The following is a 21547-nucleotide window of genomic DNA, read 5'->3' as shown; positions in this document are numbered from 1 at the left end:
CAAGCCCGGATATAATAGACTTAACCAGATTTGGGGGCCGCCGCGCGAACACGATTCGTTCATATTCGGTTCATAATTCTGACTTACAATGCTTGAATTCGAATGCGTAAAGAAAGCGAGTTGATTCCATGTTTCGCTTGTTTCGTTATTTGAAGCCTTATCGTCTTCAAGTAACAGCCGTGCTTGTTCTCGTACTGCTGCAATCGTTGGCAGAGCTGTATTTGCCGACGCTGATGGCCGACATCGTTAACGACGGCATCATCAAAAAGGACATCCCCTATATTTGGAAAATCGGCGGATTCATGCTCCTTGTGACGGTCGTTGGAACTTTCGTTGCTGTCATGGCCAGCTATTTGTCTGCCAAGTTAGCTTCGGTATTCGGCAAGATCGTCCGAAGCAGAGTGTTTTCCCATGTCGAAAAATTTTCGCTGCAGGAGTTCGATAAGATCGGAACCGCTTCGCTCATCACGCGGACGACGAACGATATTACCCAAGTTCAACAAGTGCTCATGATGATGATGCGTCTAATGGTCATGGCGCCGATGATGTGCATTGGCGGCATTATTATGGCCGTATCCAAGGATGCGACGCTGTCGCTCGTGCTCGTCGCCGTCATTCCGATTCTCGCATTAACTATTTTTCTGATTGCCAGCCGCGGCATCCCTTATTTCAAGGTAATGCAAAAAAAGCTGGATAAGCTGAATCTGGTTCTGCGAGAGGCGCTTACCGGCATCCGCGTCATACGTTCGTTCAACCGGATCGACGACGAGAAGAGGAGATTCGACGAAGCGAACCGCGATTTGACCGAGACAGCCGTCAAAGTCAACCGGATCATGGCGTATATGATGCCGATGATGATGCTAATTATGAACTTCTCGTCATTGTCCATCATTTGGTTCGGGGGCTTGCGCATCTCGACCGGAAGCATGGAAGTCGGCGATTTGATGGCGTTCCTCCAATATGCGATGCAAATTATGTTTTCTCTTATGATGGTATCGATGATGTTCGTTATGGTGCCGCGAGCCGCCGCCTCCGCCGTTCGTATCAATGAAGTGCTGGATACGGTGCCGGTAATCCACGACGCTCCGAATCCAAGCCGTAAAATGGGCGAACGCGGACTAGTCGAATTCGAAGATGTGACTTTCAGCTATCCGGGAGCGGAAAAACCGGCGGTCAGCGGTATCACGTTCGCGGCCAAGCCGGGGGAAATAACCGCCATTATCGGAGGGACAGGTGCTGGAAAATCGACTTTGCTTCATTTGATCCCGCGGTTTTACGACATTCAAGGCGGCCGCATTCGGGTTGGCGGCACCGATGTGAAGGAGCTTCCGCAGCAGCAGCTTCGTTCAAGCATCGGTCTCGTGCCGCAAAAAGCGGTGCTGTTCACAGGCTCGATCGCCGATAACATCCGTTACGGCAAGGAGGAAGCGTCCGACGACGAAGTGAATCGCGCCGCCGAAATCGCGCAGGCGACGGAATTCATTTCCGGTATGCAGGACGGCCTTAATTCCGTCATTGCGCAGGGCGGAACGAACGTGTCCGGAGGCCAGAAGCAGCGGCTATCCATTGCGCGGGCGCTCGTTCGGCAGCCAGATATCTACTTGTTCGACGATAGCTTCTCCGCGCTGGATTTCAAGACCGACGCGAAGCTGCGCGCGGCGCTCAAGAAGGAGACGGCCGTATCCGGCTCGACCGTACTCATCGTTGCGCAGCGAGTTAGTACCGTGATGGACGCCGACCGGATCATCGTACTTGAGGAAGGCCGCATCGCCGGCATCGGCAAACATCGCGAGCTGTTGGAGCAATGTGCCGTCTATCGCGAAATCGTGGAATCCCAGCTTTCGGAGGAGGAGATCGCATGAGCGGGCATGATCAGCGCCAAGGCGCTCCGCGTTCGGGCGCGCAGGGCGGCGGAGGTCCCGGATTCGGAGGCGGCCCAGGCCGGAACCCGATGGGAATGGGTCCTGGCCCCGGCATGATGATGCCCGGGCAAAAAGCTAAAAACTTCAAAGGCTCTTTCCGAAGGCTGATGGGGTATTTGAAGCCGTTTCGTTGGAATTTGACCGCCGTATTCGTCACTGCTATCGTCAGTACGGCATTCAGCATTTACAGCCCGAAATTATTGGGCCATGCCACGACAGAGTTGTTCGAAGGGTTCATGGGAGGCGGAATCGATTTTGCAGCGATCTGGCGGATCGCCATGCTGCTTGGCGGCTTATACATCGTCAGCTCCTTGTTCGCTTTCATCCAGCAATATTTAATGGCGGGAGTCGCCCAGAGAACGGTATACGGCTTGCGCAACGAAGTGAACGACAAGCTCAATCGCCTGCCGCTCAAATACTACGACTCCCGCACGCACGGCGAAATTTTGAGCCGGGTCGTCAACGACGTCGATAACATCAGCAACACGCTTCAGCAAAGCTTGACGCAGCTTATTACTTCCGTGATTACGATTATTGGCGTTATCGTCATGATGCTCACGATCAGCCCGCTGCTGACCGTCATTCTCATTTTGACGCTGCCGCTTAGCTTTCTTACGATTAGCGGAATCGCGAAAAAGTCTCAGGTGTATTTCAAGGGGCAGCAAAAAGAACTGGGCGAGCTGAACGGTCACGTCGAAGAAATGTATACGGGACATAAAATTGTGAAGGCGTTCGGCCGAGAAGACGAAGCCGTCGCGAAGTTCGACGAGGTGAACGACCGTCTATACGAGTCGGGCTGGAAGGCGCAGTTTGTGTCGGGCATCATCATGCCGCTCATGAACCTGATCGGCAATATCGGGTACGTTGCCATCAGCGTCGTCGGCGGCATTCTCGTCACGCGGAACGCCATCAAGATCGGGGACATTCAGGCGTTCATCCAGTATGCTCGCCAGTTCACGATGCCGCTTACGCAGACGGCCAATATCGCCAACATCATTCAGTCGACTATCGCCTCCGCGGAGCGGGTGTTCGAGGTGCTCGACGAGCCGGAGGAAGTGCCGGAAGCTGCCGACAGCCGCGATGTTCGCGAGCCGAAAGGCCACGTCGCTCTGCGCGACGTTCATTTCGGCTACAATGCGGACACTCCGCTGATCGAGGGGATGAACATCGACGTGAAGCCGGGACAGACGGTCGCGATCGTCGGACCTACCGGTGCGGGCAAGACGACGCTCGTGAATTTGCTGATGCGCTTCTACGAGGTGAACGGGGCAGCATTACCGTGGACGGAGTGGACATCGCTCAGATGAAGCGGGGCTCGCTTCGCAGCTTGTTCGGCATGGTGCTTCAGGATACATGGCTGTTTAACGGCACGATCATGGACAATATCGCTTACGGCCGAGCCGGGGCGACGGAAGCCGAAATCGTCGAAGCCGCGAAGGCGGCCCACGCCGATCACTTCATCCGGACGCTGCCGGAAGGGTACGACACCGTGCTGAACGAAGAAGCGTCCAACCTGTCGCAAGGGCAGAAGCAGCTTCTGACGATAGCGCGAGCTATATTGGCCGATCCGGCGATTCTAATTCTCGACGAAGCGACGAGCAGCGTAGATACGCGGACGGAGGTTCAAATCCAGAAAGCGATGAACGTGCTTATGGAGGGGCGCACAAGCTTCGTTATCGCGCACCGCCTGTCCACGATCCGCGATGCAGACCTTATTCTGGTCATGAACAAGGGCAGCGTCATCGAACAAGGGACGCACGAGGAATTGCTCTCCAAGGGCGGTTTTTACGCCGACTTGTACAACAGCCAATTTTCGGACGACATGGAAAAAAGCGCAGTTTAGTCGGAAGGACTGCCCTAGTAGCTGAGTGTCGATTACAAGTAGTATGAAATTCAAACAGCCCGCCTCCATTACGCCGGCAACGGCAGGGGAGACGGGCTGTTTATTTTGCTGCGCTGTCCCATTATCCCGTTCCCTCAGAAATCGGTCGCGCGCCAAATTTGCCAAGAGCGTCGACCGGAGAAATGGGAGCCAAGCCGGGATTAAACGGTGCGCAGCCAGGATTAAACGGAATAATGCGCTAGGAAGACAGAGCAACACCCCGGTAAATCAAAGCAATGCCCCGGTAAAAGAGAGCAATGCCCCGATAAAACAGAGCAACACCAGAAGAGCTTGAGAAAAAGCTGTTCAACAAAAACTAGCTGCATTTCATACATTTAAATCGATTCAATATAGGGTCGAATGAAAGATTAACTGCATAATGCGCATGTATATCGCGCGATTTTCTCTCCATTTGCCCTTCTGACTCCCATTAGCTGTATGATATACAGCAATGATTTTGAATGAAAGGGACTCGCCCCCACTTAGCTGCGCCTTTTACATCTATTTTGTTAAAAGAGCCGACGAGGGAGTCGATGAGTGCGTTCCCGTTGCTATGCTTTAGTACCGTAAAAAAGCAAATATTCGTCGAGCTGACTCCGCCAATACGTCCGGTCATGCTTGCCGGGGTTCAGATGGTACTCGGATCGGACTCCCCGGCTTTGCAGATTGTCGTAAAGCTTTTTCGTCCCGTCATACAGCTTGAAGTCGTCCTGTTCGCCGCAATCCAAGTAGACTTCCAAGCCGTTCAAATCCTGCGTCAACGCCAGCTCGATCGGATCCCGTTTTTTCCGTTCGGCTTTCGTCGGGTATAGCCACGATTTCATGCGCGGCACGCGCGACCAATCGTCCGTCCAAAGCGCAGGGCTATGACCGCCCGCTTTGGAGAATAGCTCCGGATGGCGGAAAGCGACGTGAAGCGCAATGAATCCGCCCATGGAGAAGCCTCCTATGGACCGTCCTTCCTTCGAAGCGATCGTACGGTATGTCTCGTCCGCATATGCGATAACGTCTTCGACCAAGTAATCCTCGTAGGGGCCGTAATAGCGGGAATGCACCGGGTCTTCCGGCGTCGCTATCCGGTATTTTGTCTCGGAGTTCAGACCGTAGCTGTTATCCATCTCCGGCGATACGATAATGAGCGGTTCGATGAGTCCGTCGGCGATCAAACGGTCGGCGGCTTTATTCAGTCCCATCTCCGACAGCCATGCTTTCTCGGTTCCGTTGTAGCCATGGAGCATGTAGAGAACCGGGTAATCGGCGCTCTCGTCGTAACCTGGCGGCAGATAGATTTGGATGCGCATGTTTTTTTCCAGATGCTTGCTGTAAAATTCGGTCTTGATAACTTGCGATGGAACGGTCGGCTTGGGCGCTTCCGGCTCAATTGAAGCAGGGATCGAAGCGGAAGCAGTTGGAGACGACAGAGAAGAAGACGGGAGAGACGTTGCCGGCGACGAGCTTGTGCCGTTCGCTGAGGCGAGACTGCACCCGGTAGCCGCTGCGCATAAAATAGCGATGAAGAAGAGACGGGTACACCGCGCTTGATTTCGAAAAAGGTTCATCGGAGACTCCTTCGGCTTAGAACGAGATTCCGTGCTTGGAGAGCTCCTCGCGCAATGCGTCGGCCATAATATCGTAGCCTGCGACGTGGGGGTGAATGCCGTCGTCGGCGAGACCGTCGCGCAGCTTCGTGCCGTCCTCGCTTAGCATGCGGGAATGGTAATCGACATAGATCGCGCCCTCGACGCCCGCAATTTTCCGAAGAACCGCGTTCAAGCGGTTGACGCCGCGGTTGCGTTCGGCATCGTGGCCGGTGAACGGCATATTCGTTGGCAGGACGGAGCATACGACGGGCGTTATGCCCGCGTCTTTTGCCTTGCGAATCATGGCGCCGATGTCCGCCGCAGCCCCGTCGGCGATCGCGTCCGCTGGCTTGCGATCCGCCGCTATCCAAGCTTCAAGCTCCCAAAAGTTGTTAATTCCGATTTTGATGACGACGTGCTTCGGCTTCAATTGCACGACATCGGCGTCGAATCGCCGCAGCGCATGGCTCGTTATATCTCCGCCGATACCGCGATTCACAACGAATTTGCCGCCGCGCGCGAAATAGGCGTTCAGCTCCCACATATGCGTAATGGAGTCCCCGATAAAGACGAAATCGACGGAAACCCCATGCGTCAGAATCACTTCGTTGCCGTAGTCGAATTCGTCGCGTCGTCCGTCGGCCGCAGCGGCGGAACCGAATTTTCCAGGTTTGATCATTGCGATTCTTTCGGTCATGATCACGCATCCTTTGTTCGGTAATAAGTCTATTCTATTAGTCGTCTTTTCCAAAGTCGAGTATGATGGGACTATGAATATTCTCCTGCATATATTAATGAACAACGTACTCCCGCTTACGGTTATGATTGCCGTCGGCATGGCGATGGAAAAAGCGTTTAAGATGGATATCAAAACGTTGTCCAAGCTGAATTTCTACGTGTTTTCTCCGGCCATCATGTTCAACCTGCTCTATCGGACCGACATACCGCTGAAGCTGTTCGGACAAGTTATGCTGTTCGTTCTTTGCTTTTTGGCCGCTCAATATGCGGTTTTGGAAGCGGTTGTCCGAATTCGCCAGTATGACGGAGGCATGCGGAGCGCAATGCGCAACAGCGTGCTGTTCTACAATAGCGCGAATTACGGCATTCCTCTCAACCAGCTCGCTTTTGCCGGAAATCCTTATACGCTGTCGGTTCAAATTCTCGTCATGATGACGCAGTCGCTCATCCCGAACACGTACGGCGTGTACAACGTGAATGCCCACAAGGCAAAATGGAAGGACATCCGCAAAGTCATCCTGTCGATGCCCGTTATTTACGTCATTCCCGTGGCGTTGGCATTGCGGTATTTCGAGGTGAGCGTTCCGGGGCCGATCGAGACGCCTATCGGCTATTTGGCCGACGCTTTCATCGGGACGGCGCTGCTGACGCTTGGAGTGCAGCTCGGAGGGATGAAATGGCGGGTAAGCCGTTCGATGGCTGCCGATGTCGGCATTTCGGTCTTCCTGCGCCTCGTTATCGGTCCGGCGTTGGCTGCGCTTGTTGTCTGGGCGCTCGGCATCCATGGGATGATGGCCGCCGCTCTGATCGTCTCTTCGGCGGTGCCTACTTCTCTCAGCAGCGTGTTGCTGGCCGTCGAGTTCGATAACGAATCGGAGTTCGCCTCGCAGACGGTGTTCGTCTCCACTGTCGTCAGCATCGTCAGCGTTACGACGGTTATCTATCTACTGCACCTCTGATTGGCACTAGGGACGGGTGTCCCGTTCCAGCTTCTCCAAGATCGCGTAAGCTTCCTCGTTGGAGCTTCCGCACATGAAAATTTCCGCATGGAGATCGCCGCATACGGCGGGGCGTTCGGGTTTGCCGAACAGCTTGCACTTGTTGTCTTCCGCGAGCTGAACGCAGCGGACTCCCGCGGGCTTGCCATTCGGCATGCCGGGAATCGGCGACGAAATGGAAGGGGCGATGCAGCAGGCGGCGCAGCCGATTCGGCATTCCATCTTCATAGCGCTTCCCAGCTTCCGGTGTAAATGATAACTCTCGATACGGTCATCGCAGAGACGCTTGCTTTCGCCGCAGTGTCATAGATTGTAACCATTAATAAAGCTCCTTCATGTCTATTCCTGCCTTCATCTTACCGAAGAAAGGAATGGCCAACAAGCGCTATCGTAGCTGCTAAAATGTTATCGATAACCGTTGCGCCGTCCTGTCCGGTTTTCGGCATTTACGGCGAGCGTGTACGGGATCAGAAAAACGTGCCACTATCCCCTTTGATCAGAAAAAGCACCTTATCGGGCTAATCTGAGCGAAGGGGATAGTGGCACGTCTGGACAAAACAGGCTGCGGTCGTACGCCGACGGAAACGCGAATTTCATAGATCAAAAAAGAAGAGCCAGCCATTCCTCGCGATCCACCGGTCCAAAATACGGTTGGAGATCGACGCCGGACAGGGCGTCGGCTACCGCTGACGGTTCATAGCGTACCCCGACCAGCTTGGAGGTTACGTCGGACACTTCTCCGGTACCGAAGAAGTCGCCGTATACCGCCGCTTCGGCGACGACTCCGTCAACGATGTTAAGCCGAACATCGTAGGTGCCTGCTCCTTCGATTCTTTTCACCTGCCGCACGTTGAACGCGGGAGACCGTCCGTAATTCCACTCCCAGCTCCGGTAACGCTCGTCGGCCAGCTTGCGTACGGCTTCCCAATCGGAATCGGTCAGCTTGTATTCCGGGATATCCGATGCGCCTCCGAATATAGATTCGAGGAGCGATCGGCGGAACTGCTCCATCGTTAGAGGCTCGGACAGAAATTCGGCGATGTTGGCAACGCGGCTGCGCACCGATTTGGTCGCTTTCGAGGCGAATTTGGCGGGATTCACGTTAAGCGCAGACACGATGGCATCGACCTCGGAATTGAACAATAGAGTGCCGTGACTGAACATTCTGCCTCTGGAGGCGAACTGTGCGTTGCCCGATATTTTCCGCTCGCCGACCTGAAGATCGTTGCGGCCGCTCAGTTCAGCATTCACGCCAAGCTTGCGCAGAGCTTCGACGACCGGCTCGGTGAACTTGCGGAAGTTGTGAAACGATTTTCCGTCGTCACGTGTAAGGAAGCTGAAATTGAGATTGCCCAAATCGTGGTAGACGGCGCCTCCTCCGGAAAGTCTGCGGACGACATGAATTCCTTGGCCGCTTACGTAGCCCGCGTTGACTTCTTCGGCGGTATTTTGGTTTTTGCCGATAATGATCGAAGGCTCATTAATGTAGAACAGCAGATAGTCTTCCTCGGCGGGCAGATTGCGCAATATGTATTCCTCAAGCGCCAGGTTCAAGGAAGGATCGTGGCAATTGCCGTTATCGACGAAAAGCAAGGAAAGTCCTCCTTCGGTCTTTCATTTTCGGTATGAAAACAGTTAAACATATTGGTTGAAGGATCACAAGGCAGCAATGCGGCGACGATGAAATCTTTATTTGTGCCCGAATTTAAATATATTCAAACATAAACAAAGATGATATACTGGGTACAAACAAAAGAAAACACAATCATTCGGAGGTCATACCATGGTACAAAGCTTGTGGGAATCCGAGAAAGCATCGCAGCAGCTGAGCGGTCTCGAACAGCTCGTTTACCGTTCCAACCTGATCGGCACCGATCGCCGCGTCTGCAACTGGGGCGGCGGCAATACGTCGAGCAAAACGACCGTCACCGATTTTCGCGGCCGCGAAGTCGAAGTCATGTACGTCAAAGGCAGCGGCTCCGACCTCGCGACGATGAAAGCCGGCAATTTTACCGGTCTGCGCATGGACGATATTCGTCCGTTATTCGAAAAAGACGACATGTCCGACGAAGACATGGTCGCCTACCTGGCTAATTGCATGATCGACGCCAAGCACCCGCGCGCTTCCATCGAGACGCTGCTGCACGCTTTTCTCCCATTCAAGCACGTCGACCATACGCATCCCGATTCCATCATTAGCCTGTGCTGCGCCGACAACGGCAAAGCGGTGGCGAAAGAAATTTTCGGCGACCGTTTCGTATGGGTTCCTTATATTCGTCCGGGCTTCAAATTGTCCAAAATGATCGCGGAAGGCGTGCTCGCCAACCCGAAAGCCGAGCTCGTCCTTATGGAGAAGCACGGTCTTGTGACGTGGGGCGAAACGTCCGAAGCCGCTTACGCCCAAACGGTCAAAATCATCAGCGAAGCCGAAGCCTACATCGAAGCTCGCGTACAGCCGGATAAGCTGTTCGGGGGCGTGAAGCACGCGGCGCTTCCGCAGGAAGCCCGCCGCAGCGTCGCGGCTCAAGTGATGCCCGCCATTCGCGGAGCCGTCAGCGACGCGAAGAAAATGATTCTGTCGTTCGACGATCAAGAAGACGTTCTCGCATTTGTCGGCGGTCAAGATGCGTCCGTGCTGTCCCAAGTGGGCGCTGCTTGCCCGGATCACCTCGTTCACACGAAGGTCGTTCCTCTCTACATCGATTGGACGCCGAGCACTGACGATGTCGAAGGGCTCAAAGCGAAGCTGAAGGAAGGCATCGCTTCCTACAAAGAGCAATACAAAGCCTACTTCGAGCGCAACAAAAACGAAGGCGACGTCATGTTCGAAGCCGCGCCACGCGTAATTCTCATTCCGGGCGTAGGCATGATCAATACCGGCAAAAGCTGGTCGAACTCGCAAGTGAGCGGAGCGCTCTACCACCGTGCGATTGCGGTTATGCGCGGCTCCACGGCGCTCGGGCAATTCGTCTCCCTCAGTGAGAACGAATCGTACAATGTCGAATACTGGCCACTTGAGCTTTACAAGCTGTCCCTTGCTCCGGCCGAAGCGGAATTTTCCCGCAAAATCGCGTTCATTACGGGCGGCGCCGGCGGCATTGGCAGCGAAACGGCCCGCCGTCTCGTCTCGGAAGGCGCACACGTCGTGCTGGCCGACCTGAACCTTGAAGGAGCGCAAAAAGTAGCGGACGAAGTGAACGCCAAATATGGCGAAAACCGCGCAATCGCCGTTAAAATGGACGTAACGAACGAAGACATGGTGCAGGCGGCATACGCGGAGACCGCGCTCGCATACGGCGGCGTCGACATCATCGTCAACAATGCCGGGCTTGCGACCTCCAGCCCGTTCGACGAAACGTCGCTCAAGGAATGGAATTTGAATATGAGCGTGCTCGGCACCGGCTACTTCCTCGTCGCCCGCGAGGCGTTCAAGCTGATGAAACAGCAAGCGATCGGCGGCAACATGGTGTTCATCGGCTCCAAAAACTCGGTATATGCCGGCAAGAACGCATCCGCGTATAGCGCGGCAAAGGCGCTTGAAGCGCATCTGGCGCGCTGCATCGCGGCGGAGGGCGGCGAATTCGGCATCCGCGTCAACACGGTGCTTCCGGACGCGATCCTTCAAGGGTCCGCGATCTGGAACTCGAACTGGCGCAACGAGAGGGCGGCCGCTTACGGCATCGAGCCGGATCAATTGGAGGAATATTACCGCAAGCGGACGACGCTGCTCGTGAACATTTTCCCGCGCGACATCGCCGAAGGAATCGCGTTCTTCGCATCATCCAAAGCGGACAAAACGACGGGCTGCATGCTGACGGTCGACGGCGGCGTACCTGCCGCGTTCACGCGCTAATATAGAGGGAGAGTTAAGCTATTTTTTTCCATAAAGGAGGGACTCGCGTGCAACCCAATATCGAACGCAACTATGAAGCGGCCAAACAACAATACGCCCGGCACGGAATCGACGTCGACAAGGCGCTCGAGAAGCTGGCAACGATCAAAATATCGATGCACTGCTGGCAAGGAGACGATGTTCGCGGTTTTTTGAACCGCGACCAGGAGCTTTCCGGAGGAATCGCGGTTACGGGCAACTATCCCGGCGCGGCCCGCACGCCTGCGGAATTGCGAGCGGATTTGGAGAAAGCGTTCTCTTTGATCCCGGGCAAGCACAAGGTGAACCTGCACGCCATATATGCCGATACGGACGAGAAGGTGGAGTGGGACCAGCTTGCTCCGAGACATTTTCAGACGTGGGTCGATTGGGCGAAAAGCCAAGGGCTCGGTCTCGATTTCAACCCGACCTGCTTCTCTCACGATAAAGCGAGCGAAGGCTTTACGCTCAGTCACCCGAACCCTGAAATCCGTCGGTTCTGGATCGACCATTGCAAAGCCTCGCGCAAAATCGGCGCTTATTTCGGCGAGCAGCTCGGCCAAACGTGCGTTACGAACGTCTGGGTGCCGGACGGCTATAAGGACATTCCAGTCGACCGCATGGCGCCTCGCCAACGGCTGAAGGACTCTTTGGACGAGATTTTTGTCGAAGAGCTCAATCCGGCGCATCATCTCGACGCGGTCGAGAGCAAGGTGTTCGGCCTCGGCTCCGAAGCTTACGTCGTCGGCTCTCACGAGTTCTACATGGGCTACGGCATTTCGAATAACAAGCTGATCTGTCTCGATGCGGGTCATTTCCATCCGACCGAGGTTATTTCCAATAAGCTGTCGGCGCTTGCGCTGTTCACGGACGGCATTCTGCTCCACGTCAGCCGCCCGATGCGCTGGGACAGCGATCACGTCGTTATTCTCGACGACGAGCTTCTCGACATCGGCCGCGAATTGATCCGTCACGATCTGCTGGGCACGACGCATATCGGCCTCGATTTTTTCGATGCCAGCATTAACCGCGTCGCGGCGTGGGTTATCGGCACCCGCAACACGATCAAAGCGCTGCTGCGCGCGATGCTTGAGCCGGTCGAGACGCTCAAGAAAGCCGAGCTGGAGGGCGACTACACGACTCGGCTTGCGCTTTCCGAGGAGTTCAAGTCTTATCCTTTCGGAGCGGTTTGGGATTATTATTGCGAGAAGCTGGGCGTTCCGGTTCGCGAGGAATGGCTGGCCGAGGTTAAAAAATACGAGCAAGACGTGCTGCTGAAGCGCAGCGGCGCATAAGCCGCAAAGACGGAGGGAGGCCAGCCGATGACGACTATTCTCGCTTACGATTTGGGCGCAAGCAGCGGCAGGGCGATGCTCGGCGATTGACGGACAACCGGATCGCGACGGAAGAGCTGCACCGGTTTTCCAACGATCCCGTGCGGGCGGCGGGCCGTCTGCACTGGGACATCCTAAGGCTGCTGCACGAGCTTAAGCAAGGGCTGCTCAAAGCGAAGCATAAGGGCGAGAAGCTTCGCAGCCTGGCGATCGATAGCTGGGCCGTCGATTTCGGTTTTTTGGGCCGGGGCGGCGAGCTTCTGGGCAATCCGTATCATTACCGGGACGCTCACACCGACGGCGTGATGAATAAGCTGTTCGCGGAAATTCCGGCATCCGAAGTGTTCGGGCGAACAGGCATTCAGTTTTTGCAGTTTAATTCGATTTTCCAGCTGTATGCGATGGCCAAGGCAGGCAACCCCATTCTTGAGCAGGCCGAGCATTTTTTGATGATCCCCGACCTGCTGCGGTATTTCTTGACGGGCGAGAAGCACAACGAGTTCACGAACGCGACGACGACGCAGCTGTACAACCCGATATCGGGCGGTCGGCATAAGGACAATGGGGCAGCGGGCGGTTGGGACAAGGGCAACCGGGCCGCGGGAGGCTGGGATGCAGAGCTTATTCGCCGTATTGGGGCGAAGCCTTCATGGTTCGGCCATGTCGCACAGCCAGGCTCGGTGGTCGGAACGCTGAGCGCCTCCGTCATGGAGGAGCTGGGAGTTGACGCTATCCCGGTATTGGCTGTCGCCGAGCACGATACGGGATCCGCGGTAGCCGCGGTTCCCGCGCTTAACCGATCGTTCGCGTATCTCAGCTGCGGCACGTGGTCTTTGATCGGAACGGAAGTCGATAGTCCCGTCATCGACGAACGGACGCAGCGGTTCAACTTCACGAACGAAGGCGGCGCGTACGGCACTTACCGACTGCTCAAGAACATCATGGGACTGTGGATTTTGAACGAATGCCGGCGGGAATGGGAGCGCGCGGGACTGTTGTACTCGTTCCCCGAGCTTGTGAAGATGGCGGGAGAAGCGGCTCCGTTCGCGGCGTTCATCGATCCCGACGACGACCTGTTCCTGCCTCCGGGCGACATGCCTTCGCGAATCCGGCAGTATTGCGACAGAACCGGACAGCGGGCGCCGGACGGTCCGGGTGCGATCGTGCGGTGCATTTTGGAAAGTCTTGCGTTAAAATACCGTTATGCGCTCGGCTTGACCGAGACGTTGTCGGGACAGCGTTTCGACGGACTGCACATGGTAGGCGGCGGCATTCACAATACGCTGCTTTGCCGGTGGACGGCGAACGCGATCGGAAGCCCGTATGGGCAGGGCCGGACGAAGGAAGCGCGATCGGCAATCTGATCGTGCAATGGATCGCACAAGGGAGTTTTCCGACATTTGGGAAGCGCGCCGAACGATTCGCGATTCGTTCCCGGTGACGGTCTATGAGCCCGAAGCTTCGGAAATGTGGGAAGACGCTTACGGACGTTTTTTGCGGGCGACTAGGCTCGAAGCGGCTTTTTAACCAATAAATCGGACGATCGGAAAAGAGGACGGCTATGCTGGTTGCGGAACGGTACGAGAAAATAGTTCGGCTCGTGAACGAACGGGGCAGCATCCGGGTGTCGGAGCTAAGCGAGCTGTGCGACGTGACGGAGGAGACGATCCGCCGGGATTTGGACCGGCTCGAAGCGGACGGACGGCTTCGCAGGTCCCACGGCGGAGCGGTCAGCGTGAAGGACCAGCAGCTTCAGTCCGAAATCCCTTACGCGCAGCGGGAAATCGCTTACGCCGAAGAGAAGCAGCGGATCGCCGAGGAAGCGGTCAAGCGGATCCGGCCGAAGGATCGGATTTTGCTCGATGCGAGTACGACCGCCTGGTACATGGCTCGCATCGTTCCCGACATTCCGCTGACGGTGCTGACGAACTCGATCAAGGTGGCGACGGAGCTTGCCTCCAAGGAAAAAATCGAGGTCATCTCGACAGGAGGCATTCTCGCCCAGCGCTCGCTCTCTTTCGTCGGCCCGCTCGCGGAGAGGTCGCTGGATGCATACCACGTCGACAAGCTGTTCTTCTCCTGCAAGGGCGTCCATCTGGATCGGGGCGTCAGCGAGTCGAACGAGCTGCAGGCGCGGATCAAGCATCGGATGATCGGCATGGCCGACGAAGTCGTGCTCCTCGCCGATTCGAGCAAATTCGGCGTTCAGGCGTTCACGCACGTCGCCGAGATCGGCGATATCGACGCGATCATCACCGATAAGCGGCTCCCGGACGCGGCGCTGGCTCGACTGACGGAACGGGGCTTGCCCGTTACGGTCGTCTGAGCGAGCATCGTTCCGTAATTGAGCGCGCCGAGCCCGGCTCTCAAGTCGAGCCCATCGCCCAACGGGGCGTCTCAATGCGCCGAGCCCAAGGGTCAACTGTAAAACATACATTTATTTTCTTGAAAAGTCGGCAATTTTAGATGTTACCTGCAAAAGGTACAGTTATTTGGGTCGATTTTGGCGTCAAGCCCGGAATTGACTAAAACTAACTGTACTTTCTGCAGTTGGATCTATATGGCGAAACTCCGCAGTTCGATTAGCTGTACCTTTTGCAGTAATAATACTTTCCCAGCGGGACGCGGGAGATGGACACGGAAGTGGAATTTTTCTTGCCAAATTTGTCTGACAACCTGATAATTAGCTGTGTGAGAAAACTTGTTACATCAATTGAGTCGCCGTCCGAGATTGTCGAAGCCATGAGAAGGAGAGCGAACCGATGAAAGTTTCGCTGTTTATTACTTGCTTAAGCGACGCGATTTACCCTAGAGTGGGAGAGTCGATGGTGCGGCTGTTAGCCCGGCACGGTATTCGTCTGGAATTCCCGACCGTACAGACCTGCTGCGGCCAGCCCGCTTTCAACAGCGGGTATTGGGAAGAAGCTCGCGCGACTGCCCGCACGATTTTGGAAGCGTTTGAGGACAGCGATTTTGTCATTTCGCCGTCGGGATCGTGCACGGGGATGATTCACCACTATCCGAAGCTGTTCGAGAACGATCCGGTGTGGCTGCCCAAAGCGGAAGCGCTTCAACGCAAATCGTTCGAGTTTACTCAATTTCTCGTGCAAGTTCTCGGCTTAACCGACGTTGGCGCCGTTTTTCCGCATAAAGTAACGTACCACCCGTCCTGCCACGGCAGCCGACTGCTGGGAGTGAAGGACGAACCGATGCAATTGATGGGAAGCGTGCGCGGCCTTGAGCTCGTTCCGCTGCCTTTTGCCGAGGATTGCTGCGGATTCGGCGGCACGTTCGCAGTCAAGATGGCCGATATTTCCGGGGCGATGGTAACGGAAAAAGGCGATCATGTGCTGGAGACGGAGGCGGAGGTGCTCGTCGGTCTCGATATGGCGTGCCTAATGAACATCGCGGGCAATTTGCGTTACCGCAACGCGCCGGTGCGGGTCATGCATCTCGCCGAGCTGCTGGAGGAAGGGGTGTCGCGAGCATGAGCGGAACGGGAACCGTGCCGGGAACGGTCAAGGAACGGTCGGAGCTGGCGCTGAACGACGAATTTTTGCGCAAGGCGGTCAAATTCACGACGGAAAGATTGCGCAACGGGAAAAAGAACGCCAGCGAGGAGCACGGCAACTGGGACGAATGGCGGGAGCGCGGACGTCAAATTCGGCTTCATACGATTGCCCACCTCGACTATTATTTGAATCTTTTTGCCGATAACGCGCGGGCGAACGGCGTTCACGTTCATTTTGCCGATACGTCTGCGGAAGCTGTCGCCATCGCACTCGAAATAGCGAAGCGCAAAGAGGGCAAAACGGTCGTAAAATCAAAATCGATGGTTACCGAGGAGCTGCATCTCAATCATGCGCTTGAGGAGATCGGCGTGGAAGCGATCGAGACTGACCTCGGAGAGTACATTATACAGCTGGCGGGCGAGACGCCGTCGCACATTATCATTCCGGCCATTCATAAGAACCGTTACCAGATCGCCGACCTGCTGTCCAAGGAAGCGGGCGAGACGCTTGCTCCGGATACGCAAATTTTGGCCGGCTTCGTGCGCAAGAAGCTTCGCGAGAAGTTCCTTGAAGCGGATATCGGCATGACCGGCTGCAATTTCGCGATCGCGGAGACCGGCTCGATGGTGCTGTTCGAGAATGAAGGCAACGCGCGCATGGTGACGACGGTGCCCAAAACGCAAATTACGCTGATGGGCATGGAGCGCATCATTCCGTCCTGGACGGATCTCGAAGTGATGGCTACGCTGCTGCCCCGTTCCGCGACCGGTCAAAAGCTGACCGTCTACATGTCGGGCATAACCGGCCCTCGCCGACAAGAAGACGCCGACGGTCCGGAAGAAATGCACATCATCATCGTCGATAACGGACGGTCTCTGCAGCTCGGAGATCCCGAGTTTCAGGAGCTTCTGAATTGCATTCGCTGCGGCGCTTGCCTAAATGCTTGTCCCGTCTACCGCCACATCGGCGGACACGCCTACGGCGGAACTTACAGCGGGCCGATCGGCGCGGTTCTTACGCCTGCCCTTAAGAAGAACGTCGCGGAATGGGACGACATCGCGAACGCATCGAGCTTGTGCGGAGCCTGCTATGAAGCGTGCCCGGTGAAAATCCCGCTCCACGAGATGCTCATTTATTTGCGCCGCCGCAAGGTGGAAGCCGGAAGGGGCAACAAGCTCGAATCGATCGGAATGAAAGGGTTCGCGACCGTCATGGGCAAATCGGGCCGGTTCCGCGCCGCGCTGCGGCTAGGCAAGCTCGGTCAAAAGCTGGTAGCCCGCGACGGAGCTATCCGTTTGAAGGTCGGCCCGCTTAAAGGCTGGAACAGCTATCGCGTAGCGCCGACGCTGCCGAAGGAGTCTTTCCGCGACCGCTGGGGCACGCTTGAGCAAGAAATTCGCGGAGGCTTGAAGGAAATCGATCCTTCGGTTCGCGAACGAATGGAAGCAATCGCGAAAGCCGCCCGCGAAGGCAAAGGAGGTCACGGCCATGGCCATTGATCAAGAGCACCGCGATTGGCTGGCTCAGATGGAGGAGCGCTCCAAGACGAAGCAAAAAACGTTCATCGACGGAATATCGGCCAAGCTGAAGCGGCCTCGCGTCGCAACTGCTCCCGCTCATCCTTTTCGGGGCGCTCCGGAATTTTGGAAGCAATTCGACTGGTCTACGGACGAGAAAATCGAGCGTTTCTCGGCAAACTTCCGGGCGGCGGGCGGCCATGTGGCCAAACTCCCGGATATGAAGGCGGTAACCGGCTTTATAGCGGAAAAAGCGAAGGAGCTCGGCGCGAAGTACGTCGTCCGCCAGGATCAGCCGGAGCTGGCCGCGCTCGGTCTGGAAGCCGAGCTTCCGCAGGGCAGCAGCCTGTCGGTATGGAATACCGACGCCGAGGAGCATTGGAAAGCGCGCGCGGCGGAAGCCGATTTCGGTGTCGTAATTGCCGATTATGCAGCCGCCTATACGGGCTCGATCACCGTGCTTTCCGCGAAAAATAAAGGCCGCTCGGTCAGCCTGCTGCCGACGGTGCTTTTCGCGATCATTCCCGTCGAGCGTCTGAAGACGAGGCTCGGGGAAATATTGCCCGACTTCGATGCCATGGGGCGGGAAAGCTTGCCGGCGGGCATTCACTTCATCTCCGGTCCGAGCCGCTCGGCCGATATCGAGAACGATTTGACGATCGGCGTTCACGGCCCCGGCGTTGTCTACTGTCTGATTGTAGGGTGAGCGACGATAGAGCGATTTTTTCGTTCTATTGGGTTGGATAGGGGCGGTGGCGGGTGGAATAGGACGATTTTTTCGCGCTATAGCGTGCCGTATACCGGTTTTGCCGAGCGTTCGGCAAATATAAGGTGAAATAATCGTCTTATGGATTCCGCATAGGCAGCTCAAACCGGGATAGGACGATTTTATCGTGCTATTCGGCTGTGTGCGGGGCCGCTGCTTCGAAGCATTCGAAATGTTTGCGGTGGTTGAGTAGGGGCATTCGGTTTGCGTGCGTGTGTGCGGCTGTTGCGCCAAAGTATCCGGATTGTTGGCGGTGAGTGGTACCAATGCGTAGGAACGCGTTCGGCTTGCATGCGTGTGTGAGCCGCGGTTGCACCGAATGACAAACAATCGATATGTTCGGTGTGTATGCTCGGCGATTGAGCGAGATGCGGACAAGCGATAGTTGCAGAGAAAGCGGAAAGGGGCATTCGGCGGGTGGAATGGACGAAGTTGACGAAGCGCAATCACTATGAGGAAATTACGGAGCGGCTCCGTCGTCTTATCGAAGACGGCTCGCTCAAGCCCGGCGATAAGCTGCCGCCGACCAAGGATTTGTCCGAGCGGTTCGGAGTGGGGCGATCGACGACGAGGGAAGCGCTCAGCGCCTTGAAGGCGATGGGACTGATCGACATCCGCCAGGGCGGAGGCTGTACCGTTATCGCGACTGCGCCCGCCGAAGTGTCTCTTCCCGAGCTTCAGTCGCTGCGGCTTAACCGAGCGACGGTGCTTGAGCTGCTGGAAGCCCGCGAAGCGCTCGAAGTATCGAATGCCGCTATTGCCGCCGTCAAGCGGACGGACGAGGATTTGGCAGCGATGAGCCAAATTATCGCCGAGATGGAGAGGGCGGTCGGAGACGACGCGGAAGGCGAGCGAACCGATCTTCTCTTTCACTTGACGTTAGCCCGTATGACGCACAATTCGATTATGGTCAGACTGTTCGAATCGATAGTCGGCCAGATGGAGACGGCGATCCGCGAGGTTCGCCGGGTGGAGCTGTACGCCAATCATACGGTAGCGGAAAAACTGTACGAAGAACACTCGGCGATTTTTCACGCTGTCTCTGAAGGCAATCCAGAGGCGGCTAGCGATTGCATGAGACGGCATTTGCTCCATGTCGGCGACATCCTGAAAAAGTATATTTAGCGTAATGTTAGCCCCGGAGAGCAGATCTTTTTCTGTTTTTCGGGGCTTTTGACGGATAAAAAGGGTTAACGGTTCCAAATGTCGAAATAAGTGGAATCCTAAACTGCCTCGAGGTATCTTCATGCTTTTCGTATGGATAGCGTTATGGGCGATCGCTTTTTTCTTGCTGGCGTCCGATCCGAAGGCCCAGACCGTTCGCCGGTTGAGCAGAGTCGCTTTTTGCGGCGGGGCGGGGGCATTTGCCGCCGTGCTTGACTTTCAGTTCATCCCCTACTTGCAAACAAACTACGAAGAGGGCGTCGGTCTTATTCGCGCTCTGGATTCGGTAAAAGCGTGCGGCTCGCTGCTGTCCTATTACGGCGTTCCGTACGCCTTCTTGCTGTTTGCGCTCTCTTTTCGACCCGCTGCTTTGTCTCGCAATTGGCGCAAAGCTCTTCCGGTCATACTCCTGCTTCCTATCGTTGGATGCTTGCTGTTCACGCCAGCGTACAACGAAACGTACCCGGTTACGTTCAAAGTCGTCGTCTGGTGGGCCGTTCCCTATATCGTCTATGGAACCGTCCATATACTCGTTCGCAGACCTCGCAATCTCGCGTTTTCGCCGACATATTGGGTGGTCTGCATTGCGGTATTGACGCCTGTTCTTTTATCCATGGTGATGAATTACGTGCTTCCGAGCTTCGGGCATTTGCGCATGTGGGTGTACAACACGTGGTTCGTCGGAGTCGGCGTCGCGGTTTTTGTCATCGGGCTGTTCACTTACGGCTTCATGGGAGTGCGAGTGCTGATCGATCGCCGAAGGCTCGATTCCACGTTTCGCGCCGTTACGTCCGGCACCGCGATTTTGAACCACGCTATCAAGAACGATGCCGGAAAAATGAGACTGTTCGCGGAGAAAATGAAAGCCTACGCCGCGCAAACAAATCAAGCGGAATTGCTCGCGGACGCCGAAACCGTGCTGTCCGCATCGCTGCATATGCAGGAGATGCTGGCGAAGGTGCATCGCAGGACCGAAGATTTGCGCCTTGAGGTGCGGGAGCTTGATCCCGCCGAGCTGATTCGATCGACGTTGGCTTCATTCGAGCCGAGGCTAGAGGACATTAAGTTGAATCTGACTCTAGCCGAAGGGTGGCGGTGCCGACTCGATTCGGCGCAAGCGGGCGAGGCGCTCGCAAACGTCGCAGCCAACGCAATCGAAGCGATGAAGGGCCGGGGGAGCTGTCGGTCGCGCTTATCGCCGGAAAAAGAGAGCTGACGGTCGAAGTGCGCGATACGGGGCCGGGCATGGATAAGGCGCAGGCGGCGAAAGCGCTGGAGCCTTTCTACACGACGAAGGGCGGCGCCGGATTAAGCTTCGGATTAGGGCTGCCTTACGCTTATCAAGTGATGAGAAAGCACGGCGGATCGCTTCACCTTCGCAGCAAGCCGGGAGTCGGCACGAGCGTGTACATGACGTTTCCTAAGCGCAGCGTTAAGGCGGTCTGGATGGAAGGGGGAAATCGGAATGGCTGATACGGACAGTTCCGTTCGGATATGGATCGTGGAGGACGATCCCGATTGGCTTCGCGGATTGAAAGCTTATCTTGGCGGCCAGAACGGAATCTCCGTCGAATTTGCTTCCGACAGTCCCGAGGAGGTACGTCACAGACTCGAATCGGAGGACGGTCGCAGCGCTCCCGACGTCGTGCTGATGGATATTATGCTGAACGACGTTCCGGAAGGTATCGCACTGGCGGAGGAAACGGCTTCGGCAACGGGAGCGCGGGTTATCATGCTGACGTCGATGGAGGAGAAGGAGTTTATTTTCCGTTCGTTTCAGGCCGGTGCGATCGACTATCAGATCAAATCGAATTACGAAACACTGCCGGAAGCGATCCGGCAAGCCGCCAGACGGGAGGCGCCGATCAGCGCAGCGGCGGCCGAGCGAATGCGGGAGGAATTCCGCAGGCTGAGACGGCTCGAGAGGGAGTTCGAAGCGCACAAAATGCGCGAGCTAATTACGCCGTCCGAGCTGCAATTGCTGGAGCTGATTGATCAGGGCTACTCTCAATCCCAAATCGCAGACAGGCTGGTCGTGTCGATCCGAACGGTCAAAAACCACATCAACAGCATTTTGAAGAAGCTGCGGCTCGGCGGCTCCAAGGATGCGGCTCGGCAGGCGAAGGAAATGGGACTGTTCGGCAGCGGGAACGGCGAGAAGAAGGGCTAGCGGCAATTAGGTAAGGAGAGGCGTGCGACAAGCGGAAAGCGGTAAGAAACACGCGGCACGCAGCAAGAAGTATAAGGCAATTCGCAACGGCAT

At 56.1% G+C, this 21547-nt stretch carries 17 protein-coding genes and 2 pseudogenes; 14 read left to right on the top strand and 5 right to left on the bottom strand.

Annotation, left to right across the window (positions count from 1 at the left end; genetic code table 11):
• Positions 1–128 precede the first annotated feature (128 nt).
• Both D3H35_RS26860 and D3H35_RS26855 read left to right on the top strand, forming a co-directional pair.
• A complete protein-coding gene (locus tag D3H35_RS26860) occupies positions 129–1862 on the top strand; it encodes an ABC transporter ATP-binding protein (protein WP_119152198.1) in 1734 nt (577 codons plus the stop codon).
• Positions 1859–3765: pseudogene (locus D3H35_RS26855) on the top strand (ABC transporter ATP-binding protein). The gene D3H35_RS26860 and the pseudogene D3H35_RS26855 overlap by 4 nt, the downstream one beginning before the upstream one ends.
• Before the next feature lie 590 nt (positions 3766–4355).
• Here the strand turns inward: D3H35_RS26855 and D3H35_RS26850 are convergent.
• Both D3H35_RS26850 and D3H35_RS26845 read right to left on the bottom strand, forming a co-directional pair.
• Complete coding sequence (locus D3H35_RS26850; RefSeq protein WP_119152197.1) at positions 4356–5363, bottom strand: alpha/beta hydrolase; 1008 nt, start codon at positions 5361–5363, stop codon at positions 4356–4358.
• Between the two features lie 16 nt (positions 5364–5379).
• Positions 5380–6081 (bottom strand): GDSL-type esterase/lipase family protein, encoded by a 702-nt coding sequence (locus D3H35_RS26845; RefSeq protein WP_233568182.1) that lies wholly within the window; start codon positions 6079–6081, stop codon positions 5380–5382.
• Positions 6082–6154: 73 nt separating this feature from the next.
• On the opposite strand from D3H35_RS26845, the gene D3H35_RS26840 reads away from it, so the two are divergent.
• On the top strand, positions 6155–7081 hold the full coding sequence (locus tag D3H35_RS26840) for an AEC family transporter (protein WP_119152196.1): 927 nt from the start codon (positions 6155–6157) through the stop codon (positions 7079–7081).
• A 6-nt stretch (positions 7082–7087) separates the two neighbouring features.
• On the opposite strand, the gene D3H35_RS26835 is transcribed toward D3H35_RS26840, so the two are convergent.
• From D3H35_RS26835 to D3H35_RS26825, 3 genes are all read right to left on the bottom strand, one after another.
• The gene (locus tag D3H35_RS26835; RefSeq protein ID WP_119152195.1) at positions 7088–7342 is read right to left on the bottom strand and encodes a YkgJ family cysteine cluster protein; all 255 of its coding nucleotides are present in this window, start codon (positions 7340–7342) and stop codon (positions 7088–7090) included.
• 2 nt (positions 7343–7344) lie between these two features.
• Positions 7345–7440 (bottom strand): LacI family DNA-binding transcriptional regulator, encoded by a 96-nt coding sequence (locus D3H35_RS26830; protein WP_119152194.1) that lies wholly within the window; start codon positions 7438–7440, stop codon positions 7345–7347.
• A gap of 280 nt (positions 7441–7720) precedes the next feature.
• On the bottom strand, positions 7721–8713 hold the full coding sequence (locus tag D3H35_RS26825) for a lipoate--protein ligase (protein WP_119152193.1): 993 nt from the start codon (positions 8711–8713) through the stop codon (positions 7721–7723).
• Positions 8714–8903: 190 nt separating this feature from the next.
• On the opposite strand from D3H35_RS26825, the gene D3H35_RS26820 reads away from it, so the two are divergent.
• The 11 genes and pseudogenes from D3H35_RS26820 (at position 8904) to D3H35_RS26775 (ending at position 21454) form a co-directional block, all read left to right on the top strand.
• Positions 8904–10973, top strand: a complete 2070-nt coding sequence (locus tag D3H35_RS26820; RefSeq protein ID WP_119152192.1) for a bifunctional aldolase/short-chain dehydrogenase — start codon at positions 8904–8906, stop codon at positions 10971–10973.
• Positions 10974–11020: 47 nt separating this feature from the next.
• Positions 11021–12286, top strand: coding sequence for an L-rhamnose isomerase (gene rhaA / locus D3H35_RS26815; RefSeq protein WP_119152191.1), 1266 nt, complete (start codon positions 11021–11023; stop codon positions 12284–12286).
• Between the two features lie 27 nt (positions 12287–12313).
• Positions 12314–13852: pseudogene (locus tag D3H35_RS26810) on the top strand (rhamnulokinase).
• A gap of 34 nt (positions 13853–13886) precedes the next feature.
• Positions 13887–14651, top strand: a complete 765-nt coding sequence (locus D3H35_RS26805; RefSeq protein WP_119147768.1) for a DeoR/GlpR family DNA-binding transcription regulator — start codon at positions 13887–13889, stop codon at positions 14649–14651.
• Positions 14652–15087: 436 nt separating this feature from the next.
• Positions 15088–15816: a (Fe-S)-binding protein gene (locus D3H35_RS26800; protein ID WP_119147767.1), complete on the top strand. Its 729-nt coding sequence runs from the start codon at positions 15088–15090 to the stop codon at positions 15814–15816.
• Positions 15813–17336 (top strand): LutB/LldF family L-lactate oxidation iron-sulfur protein, encoded by a 1524-nt coding sequence (locus D3H35_RS26795; RefSeq protein WP_119152190.1) that lies wholly within the window; start codon positions 15813–15815, stop codon positions 17334–17336. The genes D3H35_RS26800 and D3H35_RS26795 overlap by 4 nt, the downstream gene beginning before the upstream one ends.
• A complete protein-coding gene (locus D3H35_RS26790) occupies positions 17326–18060 on the top strand; it encodes a LutC/YkgG family protein (protein WP_119152189.1) in 735 nt (244 codons plus the stop codon). Before D3H35_RS26795 ends, D3H35_RS26790 begins: the two co-directional genes overlap by 11 nt.
• Before the next feature lie 477 nt (positions 18061–18537).
• Positions 18538–19245: a FadR/GntR family transcriptional regulator gene (locus tag D3H35_RS26785; protein WP_119152188.1), complete on the top strand. Its 708-nt coding sequence runs from the start codon at positions 18538–18540 to the stop codon at positions 19243–19245.
• 121 nt (positions 19246–19366) lie between these two features.
• Complete coding sequence (locus tag D3H35_RS33055; RefSeq protein WP_233568181.1) at positions 19367–20500, top strand: ATP-binding protein; 1134 nt, start codon at positions 19367–19369, stop codon at positions 20498–20500.
• Between the two features lie 8 nt (positions 20501–20508).
• A complete protein-coding gene (locus D3H35_RS26780) occupies positions 20509–20757 on the top strand; it encodes an ATP-binding protein (protein ID WP_233568180.1) in 249 nt (82 codons plus the stop codon).
• Entirely contained in the window at positions 20750–21454 is a 705-nt protein-coding gene (locus tag D3H35_RS26775; protein WP_119152186.1) for a response regulator transcription factor, read from the top strand. Before D3H35_RS26780 ends, D3H35_RS26775 begins: the two co-directional genes overlap by 8 nt.
• Positions 21455–21547 lie beyond the last annotated feature (93 nt).

The sequence above is a fragment of the Cohnella faecalis genome (assembly GCF_003570905.1).
GTDB lineage: Bacteria > Bacillota > Bacilli > Paenibacillales > Paenibacillaceae > Cohnella > Cohnella faecalis.
This window is presented reverse-complemented; position numbering and strand designations above follow the sequence as displayed.

Coding starts and splice junctions, on each gene's coding strand:
- D3H35_RS26860 (WP_119152198.1), top strand. CDS start 129: ATGTTTCGCTTGTTTCGTTATTTGAAGCCTTATCGTCTTCAAGTAACA.
- D3H35_RS26850 (WP_119152197.1), bottom strand. CDS start 5,363: ATGAACCTTTTTCGAAATCAAGCGCGGTGTACCCGTCTCTTCTTCATC.
- D3H35_RS26845 (WP_233568182.1), bottom strand. CDS start 6,081: ATGACCGAAAGAATCGCAATGATCAAACCTGGAAAATTCGGTTCCGCC.
- D3H35_RS26840 (WP_119152196.1), top strand. CDS start 6,155: ATGAATATTCTCCTGCATATATTAATGAACAACGTACTCCCGCTTACG.
- D3H35_RS26835 (WP_119152195.1), bottom strand. CDS start 7,342: ATGGAATGCCGAATCGGCTGCGCCGCCTGCTGCATCGCCCCTTCCATT.
- D3H35_RS26830 (WP_119152194.1), bottom strand. CDS start 7,440: ATGGTTACAATCTATGACACTGCGGCGAAAGCAAGCGTCTCTGCGATG.
- D3H35_RS26820 (WP_119152192.1), top strand. CDS start 8,904: ATGGTACAAAGCTTGTGGGAATCCGAGAAAGCATCGCAGCAGCTGAGC.
- D3H35_RS26805 (WP_119147768.1), top strand. CDS start 13,887: ATGCTGGTTGCGGAACGGTACGAGAAAATAGTTCGGCTCGTGAACGAA.
- D3H35_RS26800 (WP_119147767.1), top strand. CDS start 15,088: ATGAAAGTTTCGCTGTTTATTACTTGCTTAAGCGACGCGATTTACCCT.
- D3H35_RS26795 (WP_119152190.1), top strand. CDS start 15,813: ATGAGCGGAACGGGAACCGTGCCGGGAACGGTCAAGGAACGGTCGGAG.
- D3H35_RS26790 (WP_119152189.1), top strand. CDS start 17,326: ATGGCCATTGATCAAGAGCACCGCGATTGGCTGGCTCAGATGGAGGAG.
- D3H35_RS33055 (WP_233568181.1), top strand. CDS start 19,367: ATGCTTTTCGTATGGATAGCGTTATGGGCGATCGCTTTTTTCTTGCTG.
- D3H35_RS26775 (WP_119152186.1), top strand. CDS start 20,750: ATGGCTGATACGGACAGTTCCGTTCGGATATGGATCGTGGAGGACGAT.